General features: G+C 70.3%; 14 protein-coding genes. 12 read left to right on the top strand and 2 right to left on the bottom strand.

The annotated features are described in order from the left end of the window. The first annotated feature begins 39 nt into the window (after positions 1-39). Positions 40-939: a LysR family transcriptional regulator gene (locus CAL11_RS16525; RefSeq protein ID WP_086093537.1), complete on the top strand. Its 900-nt coding sequence runs from the start codon at positions 40-42 to the stop codon at positions 937-939. A gap of 168 nt (positions 940-1,107) precedes the next feature. Here the strand turns inward: CAL11_RS16525 and galU are convergent, their stop codons facing one another. Then, positions 1,108-1,941 (bottom strand): UTP--glucose-1-phosphate uridylyltransferase GalU, encoded by an 834-nt coding sequence (gene galU / locus CAL11_RS16515; protein WP_086093536.1) that lies wholly within the window; start codon positions 1,939-1,941, stop codon positions 1,108-1,110. 203 nt (positions 1,942-2,144) lie between these two features. Between galU and CAL11_RS16510 the strand changes: the two genes are divergently transcribed. The 5 genes from CAL11_RS16510 (at position 2,145) to CAL11_RS16490 (ending at position 7,479) form a co-directional block, all read left to right on the top strand. Further along, the gene (locus CAL11_RS16510; protein ID WP_086093535.1) at positions 2,145-2,720 is read left to right on the top strand and encodes a DUF4142 domain-containing protein; all 576 of its coding nucleotides are present in this window, start codon (positions 2,145-2,147) and stop codon (positions 2,718-2,720) included. Positions 2,721-3,121: 401 nt separating this feature from the next. Beyond that, positions 3,122-3,388 (top strand): DUF1488 family protein, encoded by a 267-nt coding sequence (locus CAL11_RS24390; RefSeq protein ID WP_157668856.1) that lies wholly within the window; start codon positions 3,122-3,124, stop codon positions 3,386-3,388. A gap of 169 nt (positions 3,389-3,557) precedes the next feature. Further along, the gene (locus CAL11_RS16500) at positions 3,558-4,553 is read left to right on the top strand and encodes an SDR family oxidoreductase (protein WP_086093534.1); all 996 of its coding nucleotides are present in this window, start codon (positions 3,558-3,560) and stop codon (positions 4,551-4,553) included. Positions 4,554-4,629: 76 nt separating this feature from the next. After that, complete coding sequence (locus tag CAL11_RS16495) at positions 4,630-5,529, top strand: manganese catalase family protein (RefSeq protein WP_015064235.1); 900 nt, start codon at positions 4,630-4,632, stop codon at positions 5,527-5,529. A gap of 234 nt (positions 5,530-5,763) precedes the next feature. Beyond that, positions 5,764-7,479 (top strand): aspartate:alanine exchanger family transporter, encoded by a 1,716-nt coding sequence (locus CAL11_RS16490; protein WP_015064234.1) that lies wholly within the window; start codon positions 5,764-5,766, stop codon positions 7,477-7,479. Here CAL11_RS16490 and CAL11_RS16485 read toward each other — a convergent pair. Then, entirely contained in the window at positions 7,476-8,366 is an 891-nt protein-coding gene (locus tag CAL11_RS16485; RefSeq protein WP_086093533.1) for a LysR substrate-binding domain-containing protein, read from the bottom strand. The two genes, CAL11_RS16490 and CAL11_RS16485, sit on opposite strands and share 4 nt — an antisense overlap. A 107-nt stretch (positions 8,367-8,473) precedes the next feature. Between CAL11_RS16485 and CAL11_RS16480 the strand changes: the two genes are divergently transcribed. The 6 genes from CAL11_RS16480 (at position 8,474) to CAL11_RS16455 (ending at position 16,402) form a co-directional block, all read left to right on the top strand. After that, on the top strand, positions 8,474-9,064 hold the full coding sequence (locus CAL11_RS16480; RefSeq protein ID WP_015064232.1) for a cysteine dioxygenase family protein: 591 nt from the start codon (positions 8,474-8,476) through the stop codon (positions 9,062-9,064). A gap of 1 nt (position 9,065) precedes the next feature. Continuing rightward, positions 9,066-10,667 carry a rhodanese-related sulfurtransferase gene (locus tag CAL11_RS16475; RefSeq protein ID WP_086093532.1) on the top strand — a complete coding sequence of 534 codons (1,602 nt, stop codon included), beginning with the start codon at positions 9,066-9,068 and terminating at the stop codon, positions 10,665-10,667. Positions 10,668-10,697: 30 nt separating this feature from the next. Continuing rightward, positions 10,698-11,924 carry a cystathionine beta-lyase gene (gene metC / locus CAL11_RS16470; RefSeq protein ID WP_086094605.1) on the top strand — a complete coding sequence of 409 codons (1,227 nt, stop codon included), beginning with the start codon at positions 10,698-10,700 and terminating at the stop codon, positions 11,922-11,924. Further along, on the top strand, positions 11,921-12,952 hold the full coding sequence (locus tag CAL11_RS16465) for a M14 family metallopeptidase (protein ID WP_015064229.1): 1,032 nt from the start codon (positions 11,921-11,923) through the stop codon (positions 12,950-12,952). Before metC ends, CAL11_RS16465 begins: the two co-directional genes overlap by 4 nt. Positions 12,953-13,005: 53 nt before the next feature. After that, the gene (locus CAL11_RS16460) at positions 13,006-14,001 is read left to right on the top strand and encodes a Bug family tripartite tricarboxylate transporter substrate binding protein (RefSeq protein WP_086093531.1); all 996 of its coding nucleotides are present in this window, start codon (positions 13,006-13,008) and stop codon (positions 13,999-14,001) included. 61 nt (positions 14,002-14,062) lie between these two features. Continuing rightward, positions 14,063-16,402 carry a molybdopterin guanine dinucleotide-containing S/N-oxide reductase gene (locus tag CAL11_RS16455; RefSeq protein WP_086093530.1) on the top strand — a complete coding sequence of 780 codons (2,340 nt, stop codon included), beginning with the start codon at positions 14,063-14,065 and terminating at the stop codon, positions 16,400-16,402. The last annotated feature ends 1 nt before the right edge of the window (position 16,403 follow it).

Genomic DNA, 16,403 nt, shown 5'->3' with positions numbered 1-16,403 from the left:
CTATTTTTTTGTGCCTCTTATAGATATTTTTTGTTATTCATGATCAAGGAACTTCGCACCCTGGTTGCCGTGGCCGAGCACGGCAGCATCACCGCGGCGGCGCAGCACATCGGCCTGACGCAGGCGGCGGCCAGCGCGCAGATCCAGCGCCTGGAGGAAAGCCTGCAGGTGCAGCTGTTCGACCGGGTGGGCCGGCAGGTGCGGCTCAACGCGGCCGGGGTGGACGCCGTGGCGCGCGCCGGGCACATCCTGCATCTCTGCGACGAGCTGCGCGATGCGCCGCAACGGGGCAGCCTGCGCGGGCACCTGCGGCTGGGCGCCATCCAGAGCATGCAGCGGCAATACCTGCCGCGCATCATCGAAGCGCTGATCGGCGAACACCCCGAGGTCAGCACCCACCTGGAGCTGGGCGGCTCGCTGCCGCTGCTGACGCTGGTGGACCACGGCAAGCTGGACGCGGCGCTGGTGGTCAAACCCTTCTTCGCGCTGCCGCCCGAACTGAAGTGGGTGCCGCTGCTGCAGGAGCCGTTCAAGGTCGTATGCCCGGCGGACGAGGCCGGCGGCGACTGGCGGCAGATCCTGAAGACGCTGCCGTTCATCCGCTACGACAGCGCCTCGTTCGGCGGCCGGGTGGTCGATCGCTTCCTGCAGACGCACCGGCTGGTGCCCCGCTGCCAGATCCAGTCGCAGGATGTGGACGCCATCCTGGAAATGGTGGCCTGCGGGCTGGGCGCGGCGCTGGTGCCCATCACCGACGGGGCGCGCCACCAGGGCCGCATACGCGCCCTCGACCTGGGCGAGCATTGCTTCTATCGCGAAGTGGGCATGGTGCATCCGGTGCATCCGCGCCAGGGCGGGCTGGCGATGGAGCTGGTGCGCGTCACGCAGGCGCAGCTGCGCGACGCGCCGTTCGCGCACCCCTTGCTCGAGGGCGAGTGAGTGCGGCTACCATCGGGGAACGATTCATCGCAGGAGGCTTGCAGGCATGGCGACCGCCCATGGCATCACGCGGCACCACGACGCGGATCCGGATGAGGATCCGTGGGTGCGGGGCCTGCGCCCGCTGCCATCCTGGTGAGGCCTCATGTTCCCGGTTGTCCGGCGGCGCTATTGCATGCCGTGGTATTTCCTGCCCAGGTCCATGGTGGCGCGGTAGAACCCTTCCTTGCTGCCGCAGTCGTAGCGCACGCCGTCGTAGGCGTAGCCGAACACGCCCGGGTCGTCCAGCAGGGTGGCGATGGCATCGGTAAGCTGGATTTCGCCGCCCACGCCCGGACGGGTGTTTTCCAGCGCAGCGAAGATGCGCCAGTCCAGCACATAGCGGCCGACGACCGCCATGTCCGAGGGCGCCTGCGCGGGCGCGGGCTTTTCGACGATCTCCTCCACTTGCATGATCGCGCCCGATACCGTCTTGCCCGCGACGATGCCGTACTGGCTGGTGCTGCGTGACGGCACGCGCTGCAGGGCCAGCACGCTGCCCTGGAATTCGCGCGCGACTTTCATCATCTCGCCGATGACCGCGCGCGGCGCGTCGATCAGGTCGTCGGCCAGCAGGACCGCGAACGGCTCGCGCCCGACGATGGGCGCCGCGCACAGGACGGCATGCCCCAGCCCCAGGGCCGCCGGTTGCCGCGTGTAGACGCACTTGACGTCGGGCGGGATGACGTGGCGCACCATGTCGAGCATGGCCAGCTTGTTCTTCTGTTCCAGGTCGCGCTCGAGCTCCGGCGCCCGGTCGAAGTGATCCTCGATGGCGCGCTTGTTGCGGCCCGTGACGAAAATCAGTTCGGTGATGCCGGCCGCCACGGCTTCCTCGACGGCGTACTGGATCAGCGGCTTGTCGACGACGGGCAGCATTTCCTTGGGCATGGCCTTGGTGGCGGGCAGGAATCGCGTGCCCAGTCCGGCGACGGGAAAGACAGCTTTGCGCACGGTATGCATGGTTTACCTCGATGGGTTGGGGCTGGCAGCGGGCGCTGCTATCCGTCACCCGAGCAGGTTGCGTGCCCGGTTCCGGCCGGGTTTACCCCCGGCGCACGGTGCGCCCGGGCGGGCGCGCCGCGGGCATGGGGATTGCGGGGATACGCGGGTTTACCACCCTGGCGCGCCATCCGGGCCGCGCCGCGCGACACAAGGAGCCTCGCATGAAATCCCTATTCATCACCGGCGCCGCCTGCATGGCGATGGGACTGGCCGCCGCCGGCGCGGTGCAGGCGCAGACACAGACCCAGACACAGCAGCCGCCGGTTTCGCCGGCGGCCGGCGTCGACAAGCTGGACAGCGCCGACCGCGATTTCCTGGAAGACGCCGCCCAGGCCGGCCACCTCGAAGTGGAGGGCAGCAAGCTGGCCCTGGAAAAGGCCCGCTCCACGCAGGTCAAGGATTTCGCCCAGAAGATGATCGACGACCATACCAAGGTCGGCGTGCAGCTCGATACCCTGGCGCGCGGCAAGGGGTACCAGGCGCCGGCGGAGCCGTCGCTGGTGCAGAAGGCCAAGCTGCAGGCGCTCAGCTTGCGCGACGAGGGCTTCGACAAGGCCTACGCCGATGAGATCGGCGTGGCGGCGCACGAAGATGCGGTCGAACTGTTCACCAAGGCCGCCAGCGAGGCCAAGGACCCCGAGGTCAAGCAGTTTGCCGCCACCACGCTGGAAAGCCTCAAGACGCATCTGGAAATGGCCAAGACCCTGCAACAGGCGGTTGCGCCGGCCAAGCAATGACATTGTCGGCCGTGCGCGCGTGCGGCTAGTCCAGGCGCGCGAGAACCGAGCCAACCAGGTACAGCACGGCCAGGCTCAGCAGCCACAGGGCGATCAGTGCGCGCGCCTTACGGCGTCTTGCGCGCCGGCTTTCGGGGGCGGCCATACGCGTCCTTGCCGGCGGGTGCCTGTTTGCCGCCGGCCGGGTAGCCGGAATTGCTGGCAGGGTCGGGGTTGTGCCTGCCGGTTGGCGGCTCGCTGGCCTCGGGGCCGCTGCGGTGGGCGCGCTGGCCCTGGGCGGGAGGGGGGCGGTTGGGCATGAGGAACTCCTGGGCTGGGATGAACGGGAATGACGGGCACGCGCCTTGCCGGCCGAAGCGGCAAGGCGGCCGCTCGCCGCCGGTCCTTGAAGGAGGTGCGAGATGACGAAATTCACCAGGCAGACCGACGCGCGGGTCCAGGAGGACAGCATCGTCTTCCGGATGGAAACCGCCGGCGTGTGGCGGGATTTCGAGATTTCCGGCGATGTGCTCAGGCGCCGCTTCGGCGCCCGCGACGGGAGCCCGCCCGAATTGCTGCAGGCCTTCGAGCGCGCGGCCGGGCCTTTGCGCGAGCTGGCGCACCGGGCGCAATGGGTGCCGTCGGACGGATGCATCGAGATCGGCGCCGGAGATTTCGAGGAGCGCTGAGGCGGCGCTCGCGTCGGGCGGGGCGTAGCGGTTCGTCAATGTCTACTCCATGCGGCGCGGCCGCGAGCGCGCCATGCAGCAACCGCCATGCCCGTGGGAATACCGCTTGCTGCTCGGGCCGGGCGGGCGCGCCGTCCCGGATGCGCCCCAGTCGACGAGGAGCAATGGCATGAAATACCGATTGAAGCCCATGCGCGACCAGGTGATGGTGATTACCGGCGCGGGCAGCGGCATAGGCGCGGCTACCGCGCGCCTGGCGGCCAGGCGCGGCGCCCGGGTGGTGCTGGCCGGACGCGGAGAGGAAGCCTTGGCCAAGGTGGCGGCGGAGATCGGCCGCGAGGGCGGCCAGGCCGTGGTGGTCAAGGCCGACGTGGGCGTGGAGGAGGATCACGAGCGCATCCTGGCCCAGGCGGTTTCCAGTTTCGGCCGGGTGGACACCTGGGTCAACAATGCGGGGGTGTCGATCTACGGCACGCTGGAGCAGGTGCCCATCGCCGACCAGCGCAAGCTGTTCGAAACCGATTACTGGGGCGTGGTCTACGGCAGCATGGCCGCGGTGCGCCACATGAAGACGGCTGGCGGCGGCGCGATCGTCAACGTGGGCAGCGAGGTGTCGGACCGCGCGGTGCCCCTGCAAGGGGCGTATTCGGCGGCCAAGCACGCCGTCAAGGGCTATACCGACGCCTTGCGCATGGAGCTGCAGCAGGAAGGGACGCCCATCTCCGTGACCCTGATCAAGCCCGCCTCGGTGGCGACAAGCTATACGGCCCATGCGCGCAACTACATGGACGTGCAGCCCGACCTGCCGCCGCCGGTCTACGCGCCCGAGGTGGCCGCGCAGGCCATCGTGCACGCCGCCGAGCATCCGGTGCGCGACCTGTATGTGGGCGGCGCCTCCAGCGCGATCGCGGCGTTCGGGCAGAGCATGCCGGGGCTGGCCGACCGCATGGCCGGATGGCTGGTGCGGCACCAGCGCGGCCGCCAGCCGGCCGGGCAAAGCGCCGATTCCCTCTATGACCCCGGCGGCGAGCCGGCCGCGCCCGCTACCGTGCATGGCAGGCGCAGCGTCTACACCCAGCTCGCCATGCACGGCCGCACCACGCTGGTGACCGGCGCCGTGCTGGTGGGCGGCGCGACCCTGTGGGCGCTGCGCGGCAGGCGCTGACGCATCGGGGCCGGCACGGCGATTGCGACCGTGCGCCGGTCCTGGCCACGGTGGCGAAATCATTCTGGAGAACACTATGTTTGCTCACAACAAGCGGCTGCAGTACACGGTACGGGTGGCGCAGACCAACCCCGGGCTGGCGAACCTGCTGCTGGAACAATTCGGCGGCCCCCAGGGAGAGCTTGCGGCCGCGTGTAGATATTTCACCCAGGCCCTGGCCGAGGACGACCCGGGCCGCAAGGACATGCTGCTCGATATCGCGACCGAGGAGCTCAGCCACCTGGAAGTCATCGGCACGTTGGTGGCGATGCTGAACAAGGGCGCCAAGGGCGTGCTGGCGGAGGCGACCGAATCCGAGGCCGAGGTATTTCGCCGGCTCAACGGACCGGGCAACGATTCGCACGTGACCCAGGTGCTGTATGGCGGCGGCCCGGCGCTTACCAATTCCGGCGGCCAGCTGTGGAACGCCGGCTATATCGATACCATCGGCGAGCCGACGGCGGATCTGCGCTCCAACATCGCCGCCGAAGCGCGCGCCAAGATCATCTACGAACGCCTGATCAACGCCACCGACGATCCCGGGGTCAAGGATGCACTGGGCTTTCTGATGACCAGGGAGGTATCGCACCAGCGCTCGTTCGAGAAGGCCCTGTATGCGATCGAACCCAACTTCCCGCCCGGCAAGCTGCCCGGCGATCCGCGCTTTGCCAACGTGTATTTCAACATGTCCCAGGGCGAAGGCGACATGCGCGGCTCGTGGAACAGCGATGCCAATTTCACCTACGTGAGCGAGCGGGACGACCAGCAGGCCATCGACGGCGACGGCCTGCCGCAGGTCGCGCTCAAGGGGGGCGAGAAGAAGGCGCTGCAGGCCATGGTGTCGCGCACGGCCTCCGACCCGCAGGCCGATCCGGTCACCGGCGCGGACCTTGGCGCCGGCGGCCAGCCCGAAGTGGGTGAAGACCGGGCCGGCTAGGCGCCCTGCGGCGGCCACGGCGCCCGTGCCGGCGGGCGCCGTGGCCATGCTCATCCGGCCCCCCTATTGGCGCGACGCGCACTCTGTGGGAATATGCTCTCCGCGCTACGGCATTTCGTGCCGGTCGGGCGGCCAGCCATGGCCGCCCGACCGGCCCGCGGTGACACGGATTCTCCTGCCTGACCGATGCCGGCCCAGTCCGGCCCATGCTTCTGACAGAGTGAGTGGGGCACCATGACTATAGAGGCTCTCGCGGATGTCGTTCGGCTGCACCCCGAACTTGCGTTGTTCGCCGCCATCGTATTCGGCCACTTCATCGGCAAGATCGAGATCCGCAAGGTGAGCCTGGGCACGGTGGTGGGCACCCTGATCGCGGGCATGATCCTCGGCCTGCTGTTCGAGCCCGAGATTCCCGACCTGCTGAAGTGGGCCTTCTTCGACCTGTTCCTGTTTGCCGTCGGCTACTCGGCCGGCCCGCAGTTCTTCGCCAGCCTCAAGCGCGAAGCCTTGCCCCAGATGGCGCTGGCGGTGGTCGTGTCATGCACCGGCCTGGCGGCGGCCATCGCCATGGTGGCGCTGTTCCGTTTCGATCCGGGGCTGTCGGCCGGGCTGGTGTCGGGGTCGATGACCCAATCGGCGGCGCTGGGCAGCGCGCTCAGCGCCATTGCGGCCATGGACGTGGACGAAGCGACCCGCGCGCTGCTGACCGCGCACGCCCCGCTGGCCGACGCCACGACCTACATATTCGGCGAGGTCGGCCTGATCCTGTTCGTGACGGTGGTGGCGCCGCGCCTGCTGAAGATAGACCTGCGGCAGGTCGCGCGCGAGGCCGAGGCCGAGCTGCAGGCGCGCACCGACGAGGACGACGCCGCGCTGTGGGACCAGGCGCCGCTGTCGCTGCGGACCTACCGGCTGGAAAACGCCGAGCTGGACCAGCGCACCGTGCACGAGTTCGAGCGCCGCTACGCGGCCGGCCGCCTGACGGTGACGGGAATACGGCGCGGCGACCAGCTGCTGCGCGACGTGGGCGCCGATGCCCGGCTGGCGCTGGGCGACATCGTGCTGGTGGCGTCGCGGCGCGCCGGCGTGGTGGGCGCGGCGCTTGAAGTGGGCACCGAGGTCGACGACCAGGAGCTGCTCAGCGAACCCATGGTGCGCGCCTCGATCGTGCTGACGCGGCGCGAAATGGCCGGCAAGACGCTGGGCGAGCTGGCGCGCGGGGCCGCGCGCGGCCTGTTCCTCGATTCGCTGCATCGCGGCGAGAGCACGCTGCCGCGCGCGATGGGCACGCGGGTGCAGCGCGGCGACGTATTCAAGCTGACCGGCAGCCGCGCCGCCATCGCGACCGCGGCCAGGAACCTCGGCTTCATCGAGCATGACCAGGGCCGCACCGACCTGGTCTACCTGGCCGGCGGGGTCGTGGTCGGCATTCTGTTCGGCTTGCTGCAAGTGCACCTGACCGGCGTGCCGCTGGGCCTGGGCACCAGCGGCGGGGTGCTGGTGGTCGGGCTGGTGGCGGGCTGGCTGTACAGCCGCTATCCGGTGGTCGGCCATATCCCCGAGCCCGCGCTGCGCCTGCTGTCGGACGTGGGCCTGATCGTGTTCATCGCCGCCATCGGGCTGGCGGCCGGCCCGCACGCGGTGCAGGCCATCCACGAGGGCGGCATCGCGCTGTTCGCCAAGCTGCTCGGCGCCGGCGTGGTGGTGACGCTGGCCGGCCCCATCGCCGGCCTGCTGCTGGGCCATTACGTGCTCAAGCTGCCGCCGATTGCGCTGCTGCCCGGCATCGCCGGCGCGCAGACCACCGTGGCTACGCTCAACGCGCTCAAGGAGCGCGGCGGCAGCGACGCCTACGCCATCGGTTTCACTGTGCCGTTTGCCGTCAGCAATGTGCTGATCACGCTGTGGGGGCCGGTCATCGTGGCGTGCGCCGTGGCGCTGTCGCGCTAGCCCAGGTCGGCGCGAAAGCTGCGCTCGCTGCTGCGCAGCAGGCGCATGTTGCTCTTGAGCATGTCGAACACGCGGCGGGTCAGCGGCCGCACGACGTTCTTGCGCACGAACAGGTAATAGGCCACGTCGGGCAGGCGGGGCAGGCCGTCGGCCTCGCCCAGCACGCGGAATTCGGCGTCGAGCAGCTCCACGCCGCGCGCGGTCACGCCCAGCCCGGCGCGCAGCGCCGCCTTGATTCCTATCAGGCTCGATGATGTATAGCTGGGCGACCAGCGGATTCCCGCGTCGTCCAGGGCCTCCTGCGCCAGGCGGCGGAACAGGCTGGGCCCGTCGGCCAGCACCAGCGGGATGGGCTTGGTGCTGTCGAGCAGATAACTGGCCGAACAGAGCCACACGGTGGGCGAGCTGCGCAGCACCACGCCTTCGAGCGTCGGGTCGTGGCGGTTGGAGATCGTCATGTCGATCTCGCCGCGATGCAGCGACTCCATCAGGAAGGGGCTGCGCCCGACATGGATGTCGATCTGCAGCAGCGGCGAGACGCGCGCCACCTGCGCCAGCAGCGGCGGCAGCATGTTGTCGGCGACGTCGTGGGGCGCGCCGATGCGCAGCACCCCCTCCAGGCTGCCTTGCTGCAGGCTGCGCAGGGCCTCGTCGTTGACCGCCAGCAGGTGCCGCGCGTAGTCCAGCAGGCGCAGGCCGAGCGGCGTCAGGCGCTTCTGCCGCCCGCGGCGTTCGAAGATCGCCCGCCCCAGCTGGCTCTCCAGCCGTTGCATCTGCTGCGTGACGGCGGACTGGGTCTTGCCGATATGGACCGCGGCCGCGGCGAAGCCGTCCTTCTCCTGTATGACGACCAGCGTCCTGAGCGCGTCCAGATCCAGTGTGTCCATTTATCAGTTTCGCTAATTGATTTTGGCTCGATTCTAGATTGTTTCCCCCTGCCCGGGTGCCTATATTTTGAACTCTCACAGTTTGGCGAAACCATAGGGAGTGAATCATGACAGCAGCGGCAGAACGCGAGCAGGTTGTGCAGGGCGCGATGCAGCGCATCAAGCAGATCGCCGAGGCGGGCGAATTCGATCGCGCGGCGCTCGACGGCATCCTGGCCGAGCTCAATCAACTGGCGGCGCGCGCCTCGCTGTGGAGCGAAGCGGATTTCGCGGCGCCGCAGGACGGCGAGCTGCAGGCCCGTTACCTGATCTCGGAAGACGCCGACCAGAGCTATGCGCTCTATCTCAACGTCATGCGTCCGGGCAAGCGCATCGTTCCGCACAACCATACGACCTGGGCGTGTATCAGCGCCGTCGACGGCGTCGAGCTCAACCGCGTCTATGAACGCCTGGACGACGGCAGCGTGCCGGGCAAGGCGCAGCTGCGCGAGATCGACCAGGTCACGGTCGAGCCGGGCACCGGCATCGCCCTGATGCCCGACGACATCCATTCGGTGGAAATCCTGCCCGGGCAGGTCATCCGCCACCTGCACCTGTACGGACGCGCGCTCGAGACGCTGACCGAGCGCATCGGCTACGACCTGGAGAAAGGCACCTGCGAAATCATGTCGATCGGCGTCCAGACGCGCCGCCACTGACGTGCCCAGTATCCATCCCACCCCTCCTACCGTGGCGGACATGCATTTCATCAACGCGCAGACCCTGAAGTCCTGGCTGCATGACGGCGCCGAGATCGCGCTGTTCGACGTGCGCGAGCACGGGCAGTACGGCGAGTCCCATTTGTTCCACGGCATCACGCTGCCCTACAGCCGGCTGGAAGCCGACGTGCAGCGCCTGGCGCCGCGCAGGCAGGTGCGCCTGGTCGTCTACGACGATGGCCAGGGCGTCGCGCAGGCGGCCGCGCGCCGGCTGGCGGCGCTGGGCTATGGCGACGTGCACGTGCTCGAGGGCGGCACGCCGGCCTGGCAGGCCGCGGGCTACGCGTTGTTTGCCGGCGTGAACGTGCCGTCCAAGACGTTCGGCGAACTGGTCGAGCAGGTCTATGACACGCCGCACGTCACCGCCGTCGAACTGGACGCCATGCTGAGCGCCGGCGAGGATGTCGTCGTGCTGGACGGACGCCCTTATGCGGAATACCGCAAGATGGCGATTCCCGGCGCGACGAACTGCCCCAACGGCGAGCTGGCCTATCGCATCGGCAAGCTGGTGCCCAGCGACAGGACGCGCATCGTGATCAATTGCGCCGGCCGCACGCGCAGCATCATCGGCGCGCAGACGCTGATCAACCTGGGCCTGCCCAATCCGGTGGCGGCGCTGCAAAGCGGCACGCAGGGCTGGATGCTGGCCGACCTCGAACTGGAACACGGCGCCAGCCGCCGCTATGGCGGACCGTCCGATGACATCGAAGCCGCACGCGACGCGGCCGCGGCGCTGGCGCGGCGCCACGAGGTGCCGGCGGTCGACGCCGAGACGGTGCGGGGCTGGGTGCGGGACGGGCAGCGCACGGTATTCCTGTGCGATGTGCGCACGCCGGAGGAATACGCCGCGGGCACGCTGGCCGGCGCCCAGCACACGCCCGGCGGCCAGTTGATCCAGGCCACCGACCAGTACGTGGGCGTGCGCCGCGCGCGGCTGGTGCTGTTCGACGCCGACGGGGTGCGGGCCCGGGTGGTGGCCAGCTGGCTGTGCCAGATGGGGCACGAGGCCTATGTGCTCGATGGCGGGCTGGCCAGCGGGCTGGTCCTGCCGGCGCCGGCGCCGGCCCTGCCGCGGCCCGAAGAGGTCGACCCCGCGACGCTGGCGGCCTGGCTGGACGAGGGCCGGCCGCTCGCGCTCATCGACGTGGGCGCCAGCATGCGCTACCGCCAGGCGCACATCGCGCAATCGCGCTGGTCGATCCGGCCGCTGCTGGCCGAGGCCCTGGCCGGCTGCGCCGATCCCGTGGTGCTGGTGGCCGACGAACCCGGCGTGGCCGCCTGCGCCGCGGCGGAACTGGCCGGGCTGGGCGTGCCTGCGCGGGTGCTGGCGGGCGGGCTGCAGGCGTGGATCGACGCGGGCTTTCCGGTGCGGTCCAGCCCCGACACCCCCCCCGACGACGCCTGCATCGACTATCTGTTCTTCGTGCACGACCGCCACAGCGGCAACAAGGCCGCGGCGCGCCAGTACCTGGAATGGGAAGTCAACCTCATCTCGCAACTGGACGAACGCGAACTGGGCGAATTCCGCCTGCCGCGGCGTTGAGCCGCGACGCACTCCACCTTGGCCATGACCATGACAGACACCTCACCCCCTCGCCACCTGCAGACCCGCTTGCTGCATGCGGGCAAGAAGCCCGCCTACGACGGCGGCGCCCCGGTCAATCCGCCGGTCGTGCGGGCCAGCACGGTGATATTCGACAACGTCGCGCAACAGCGCGACCTGCGCGCGCGGCGCTCGGGCGAACGGCTGTTCACCTACGGCGCGCGCGGCAACCCGACCGGCTTCGCGCTGGAGGACGCGGTCAGCGAACTGGAAGGCGCGTATCGCACCAAGCTGTTTCCCACAGGCCTGGCCGCCATCGCCATGGCGCTGCTGTCGTACCTCAAGCCGGGCGACCATCTGCTTATGTCCGACGCGGTCTACGAGCCGGCGCGCAAGCTGGTGCATTCGTTCCTGGCGCCGTACCAGATCCGCTGCACCTTCTTCGCCGCGGACGGTTCGGACGTAGAGGACAAGCTGGAGCCCGCCACGCGCATGATCTACGCCGAGTGCCCCGGCTCGCTGGTGTACGAGATGTGCGACCTGCCGAGGCTGGCCGAGATCGCGCACCGCCACGGCGCGCTGCTGGCGTGCGACAACACCTGGGGCTCGGGCTGCCAGTACCGGCCGCTGGCGCTGGGCGCCGACGTGTCCATCATGGCGGCCACCAAGTACCTCAGCGGCCACTCGGACGTCATGATGGGCACGGTGGCAACCACGCAAGCCGCCTGGCCGGCGCTGTCCGAGCGCAGCGATGCGTTCGGCATGACGGTCAGCCCGGACGACGCGTACCTGGTGCTGCGCGGCATACGCAGCCTGGCGGCGCGCCTGGCCATGCACGAACGCCACGCGCTGCGCATCGCCGGCTACCTGCAGGAACGTCCCGAGGTGCGCACGGTGTTCTGTCCGGCGCTGCCCGGCCATCCCGGGCACGACATCTGGCGCCGCGACTGCAGCGGCACCAACGGCCTGCTGTCGTTCGAACTGCAGCCGGGGTTCGAGCGCGCCGCCGCCGAGCATTGGATCGACAGCCTCGCGCTGTTCGGCCTGGGCGCCTCCTGGGGCGGCTACGAAAGCCTGGTGACGCTGGCCGACCTGGGCGCCGCGCGCAGCGTGGCCGACTGGTCCGGGCGCGGCGTCGTGGTGCGGCTGCACATCGGCCTGGAAGACCCGCAAGACCTGATCGCCGACCTGGACCAGGCGTTCGCCGTCCTCGGCCCGGCCGGCAAGCACAACACCGTATCGAGGAGCGAAGCGTGAACATTGGTCAATGGCTTGAAGAGGACGGCGGCGCGGCGCGCCGCAGCGGCCGGCTGCGGGTCGGCTCGATGGCCTCGGGCGTCGAGATATTCCTGCCCTATATCGCCTTGCGCGGCGCGCGCCCCGGCCGCACGCTGTGGCTGCACGGCCAGGTCCACGGCGACGAGATCAACGGCATGGTGGCGGCGCTGCGCTTCGCCAACAGCCTGGATCCGGCGGCCATGAGCGGCAACCTGGTGGTCACGCCCACCGGCAACCCGCAGGCGCTCGACGCGCGCCGCAAGCGCAACCCCTACGACGAGCTGGACCTGGACCAGAGCTATCCGGGCAAGGCCGATGGCATGATCACCGAACGGGTCGCGCACGCGCTCATCGAGCAGGTACGCGGCGTGGCCGACGTGCTGATCAATCTGCACACCATGAACCCGCTGTTCGACTCGCGTCCGTACTGCGTGTACAAGACGCCGCCCAACGACCGCGTGCGCGAGGACGACCTGCTGGCCGCGATGGCGCCGTTCTTTCCGGTGCTGGCCTGCCGCCAGGACGTGGGCGGCAAGGGCGAGCTGCCCGGCAACATCGCCGGTGCACTGGACTACCAGTGCCTGGCGGCCGGCGTATGCGCCTTCATGCTGGAGCTGGGCGCGGGCAACCGCTACCAGCCCGAGCATATCGAGCGCGCCGAGATGGGCTTTCGCACGCTGGCGCGCAGCATGGGCATCCTGCCCGGCGCGCCGGCGGCCGAGGACCATGCGCCGGCGCTGCGCCAGGTGTCGCGGCGCGGCTGGATCACGGCCGACGAAGGCGGACTGTTCGTGCCGCGCTACTGCGCCGGCGACCGCGTGCCCGAAGGCGCGTCGCTGGGCGAGGTGATCGCCCTGGACGGCACGGTCACGCCGGTTGCGCCGATGCCGCGCGAAGGCATCCTGATCGGCCTGCGTTCGGACCCGGTGGTGCACACCGGCGAGCGCCTCGCCTTCGTGGCCTGGGAGTGGCGCGACGCGCCGACCCCGGCTCCGTCCTGGCGCTGAGCCACGCCGGCGCCGCCATATCTACTCCAATACCTGGACAAGGGAACTGCATCATGACCATTCTGGCGAAGTTCACCCGCCGGCTGACGCTGGCCGCCACGACCCTGGCCACCGCGCTGGCGGCCTTCGGGCCCGGCGCGCAGGCCGCCGGCTTTCCGGCCGAGGGGCGCCCCGTGCGCATCGTGGTGGGTTTTCCGCCGGGCGGCGGGGCGGACGTGCTGGCGCGCGCCATTGCCCCGGGCCTGGCCGGCAAGCTGTCGGGCAATGTCATCGTCGAGAACCGCCCGGGCGCCGGCGGCCTGACCGCCACCGAGTACGTCGCCAAATCGGCCCCCGACGGGTACACCCTGTACATCGCCACGCCGGGCTCGTTCACTATCTGGCCCAACCTGCGCAAGCTGAACTACGACCCCAGCAAGGACTTCGCGCCCATCAGCACGCTGGTGACCATGCCCAACCTGCTGGTGGTCTCGCCTTCCACGCCGTACCAGTCCGTCAAGGACGTGATCGCGGCGGCCAAGGCGCCCGGCGGCCAGATCGACTACGCCTCGGGCGGCGTGGCGACCATCGGGCAGATCGCCGGCGAACAGTTCAAGCTGATGGCGGGCTTGAAGATGACGCACGTGCCCTACAAGGGCACCACGCCGGCGCTGACCGACGTGATGGGCGGCCTGGTGCCGCTGACGTTCTGCGATCCTTCGGCCAAGGGCATGATCGATTCGGGCAAGCTGCGCCTGCTGGCGGTCACCACCGCCAAGCGTTCGCCGCTGTTTCCCGATACGCCCACGATGGATGAGGCCGGCGTTCCCGGCTACGATCTGATGAACTGGTATGGCATCGTGGCGCCGGCCGGCACGCCGGCCGAGGTGGTCCAGCGCCTGAACGGGGCGCTGGTCGAGGTGATGGCCCAGCCGGAGGTTCGCCAGCGCCTGGCGGCCGCGGGCATGGAAGCCACCTCGAGCGCGCCCGACGGTTTCGGCCGCCTGATGGCCACCGAACGCGCCAAGTGGGGCAAGCTGGTCGAGCAGGCCGGCATGCGCGCGGAATAAGGCGCCGGGCGGCGCGGCCCTGGCCGCGCCGCCGCTGTTTTTCTTCTTTCGTGGATACGCGATGAGCTCTGCTTCCGATTCCGCGCCACCGGCCAGCCGGCCCGGCGACGCCGAACGCCCCCACAGCGCGCACTGGGGCGCGTTCTACGCCGCCTTCGACGGCCAGGCCGTGCGGGTGCGTCCGCATCCGGACGACCCGGACCCCAGCCCGCTCATCGACAATTTCACCAATGCGCTGCGCCACCCCGTGCGCGTGACCACGCCCATGGTGCGGCGCGGCTGGCTCGAGCGCGGGCCGGGGGCGGACCCGGCGCGCGGCGCCGACGAGTTCGTGGCCGTCTCGTGGGACGAGGCGCTCGACCTGGTGGCGCGCGAACTGGCGCGCGTGCGCGACGCGCATGGCCCGCAGGCCGTGTTCGGCGGCTCGTATGGCTGGTCCAGCGCCGGCCGCTTCCATCATGCCCAGAGCCAGGTGCACCGCTTCCTCAACACGGCGCTGGGCGGCTACGTGCGCTCGGTCAACAACTACAGCGCCGGCGCCTCGGCGGTCATCCTGCCGCATGTGCTGGGCCCGCTGGACGACGTGGCGCGGCGCAACGTCACCTGGCAGCAGATCGTCGAGCATACCGATGTGGTGCTGGCCTTCGGCGGCATGGCGCTGCGCAATACCCAGGTGGCCAGCGGCGGCGTCAGCAGCCACACCGAGCGCGGCGCCATGCGCGCGGCCGCCCGGCGCGGCTGCCGCTTCGTGTGCATCAGCCCCTTGCGCGGCGACCTGCCGCAGGAGGCCGCGGCGCGCTGGCTGCCGGCGCGCCCTGGCACCGACGCGGCGCTGATGCTGGCGCTGCTGCATGTGCTGGTCGACGAGGGCCTGCACGACCGCGCGTTCGTGGCGCGCTATTGCGCGGGCTGGGAAACCTTCGAGGATTACCTGATGGGCCGCGCCGATGGCCAGCCCAAGGATCCGGCCTGGGCCGCCGCGCTGACCGGCCTGGCCGAGGCCGACATCGCCGCGCTGGCGCGCATGCTGCCGTCGCGGCGGGTGCTGGTGGTGGTGTCGCATTCGCTGCAGCGCGCCGAGCATGGCGAGCAGCCGGTCTGGCTGGGCGCGGTGCTGGCCGCGGCGCTGGGGCAAGTGGGGCTGCCCGGCGGGGGCTACAACTACGCGCTGGGCACGCTGGCGCATTACGGCAAGCGCAACAACGCCGTGCCGATCGCGGCGCTGCCGCAGGGCAGAAACGGCGTGGACGCCTACATCCCGGTGGCGCGCATCGCCGACATGCTGCTCAAGCCGGGCGAGCCGTTCGACTACAACGGCCAGCGCCTGCGCTACCCGCATGTGCGGCTGGCGTACTGGGCTGGCGGCAACCCCTTCCACCACCACCAGGACCTGGCGCGGCTGCGCGCGGCGTTCCGGCGCCTCGACACCCTCATCGTGCACGAGACCGTCTGGACCGCCACGGCGCGCCACGCCGACATCGTCCTGCCTTGCACCATGACGCTGGAGCGCGAGGATATCGGCGGCACGCCTACCGACCCGCTGCTGGTGGCGATGCATCGCATCGCGCCGCCGGTGGGGCTGGCGCGCGACGACTACGACATCTTCGCCGACCTGGCCGGACGGCTGGGGCGGCGCGCCGCCTTTACCGAAGGGCGCGACAGCCGCGGCTGGCTGCGGCATATCTACGAAACCACCCGCGCGGCCCTGGCGGCGCGCGGCGACGAGGCGCCGGACTTCGATACGTTCTGGGCGCGCGGCGAGCTGCGCCTGCCGCAGGCGGACGACGACGGCGGGCTGTTGCGGGCATTCCGCCAGGATCCCGAGCGCAGGCCGCTGCCCACGCCCAGCGGCAGGATACAGGTCAGTTCGCCCACGGTGGCATCGTTCGGCTACGCCGACTGTCCGGGGCACCCGGCCTGGATCGCGCCGACCGACGCGCCCGATGCCCAATGGCCGCTGCACCTGGTCGCCAACCAGCCGGCCACCAGGCTGCACAGCCAGCTGGATTTCGGCGCGCACAGCGCCGCCGCCAAGCGCCGCGGCCGCGAGGTATGCCAGGTGCATCCGGCCGACGCCGCCGCGCGGGGGATTGCCGACGGCGACGTGGTGCGGCTGTTCAACGCGCGCGGCGCGTGCCTGGCCGCGGCGCGCGTCACCGATGACATCATGCCGGGCGTGGTGCAGCTGCCCACGGGGGCCTGGTACGACCCGCAGGACGTGCACGCCGAGCGGCCGATGTGCGTGCACGGCAACCCCAATGTGCTGACGCGCGACGTCGGCACCTCGTCGCTGGCCCAGGGATGCACGGGCCAGCTGACCGCCGTGCAGCTGGAGCGCTACGACGGCCCATTGCCGCCGGTGCGCGCCTACGAGCCGCCGGTGCCGGCGGCTCGCGCGTAGC

It is taken from the genome of Bordetella genomosp. 6, from assembly GCF_002119705.1.
Taxonomy (GTDB): Bacteria; Pseudomonadota; Gammaproteobacteria; order Burkholderiales; family Burkholderiaceae_B; genus Bordetella; species Bordetella bronchiseptica_F.
Note: the sequence above shows the minus strand (reverse complement) of the source record. Positions and strands in the feature narration are given on the sequence as shown.

Bases quoted from the DNA above. Each gene is read 5' to 3' on its own strand.
- CAL11_RS16525 (WP_086093537.1), top strand. From the start codon at position 40: ATGATCAAGGAACTTCGCACCCTGGTTGCCGTGGCCGAGCACGGCAGC.
- galU (WP_086093536.1), bottom strand. From the start codon at position 1,941: ATGCATACCGTGCGCAAAGCTGTCTTTCCCGTCGCCGGACTGGGCACG.
- CAL11_RS16510 (WP_086093535.1), top strand. From the start codon at position 2,145: ATGAAATCCCTATTCATCACCGGCGCCGCCTGCATGGCGATGGGACTG.
- CAL11_RS24390 (WP_157668856.1), top strand. From the start codon at position 3,122: ATGACGAAATTCACCAGGCAGACCGACGCGCGGGTCCAGGAGGACAGC.
- CAL11_RS16500 (WP_086093534.1), top strand. From the start codon at position 3,558: ATGAAATACCGATTGAAGCCCATGCGCGACCAGGTGATGGTGATTACC.
- CAL11_RS16495 (WP_015064235.1), top strand. From the start codon at position 4,630: ATGTTTGCTCACAACAAGCGGCTGCAGTACACGGTACGGGTGGCGCAG.
- CAL11_RS16490 (WP_015064234.1), top strand. From the start codon at position 5,764: ATGACTATAGAGGCTCTCGCGGATGTCGTTCGGCTGCACCCCGAACTT.
- CAL11_RS16485 (WP_086093533.1), bottom strand. From the start codon at position 8,366: ATGGACACACTGGATCTGGACGCGCTCAGGACGCTGGTCGTCATACAG.
- CAL11_RS16480 (WP_015064232.1), top strand. From the start codon at position 8,474: ATGACAGCAGCGGCAGAACGCGAGCAGGTTGTGCAGGGCGCGATGCAG.
- metC (WP_086094605.1), top strand. From the start codon at position 10,698: ATGACAGACACCTCACCCCCTCGCCACCTGCAGACCCGCTTGCTGCAT.
- CAL11_RS16460 (WP_086093531.1), top strand. From the start codon at position 13,006: ATGACCATTCTGGCGAAGTTCACCCGCCGGCTGACGCTGGCCGCCACG.
- CAL11_RS16455 (WP_086093530.1), top strand. From the start codon at position 14,063: ATGAGCTCTGCTTCCGATTCCGCGCCACCGGCCAGCCGGCCCGGCGAC.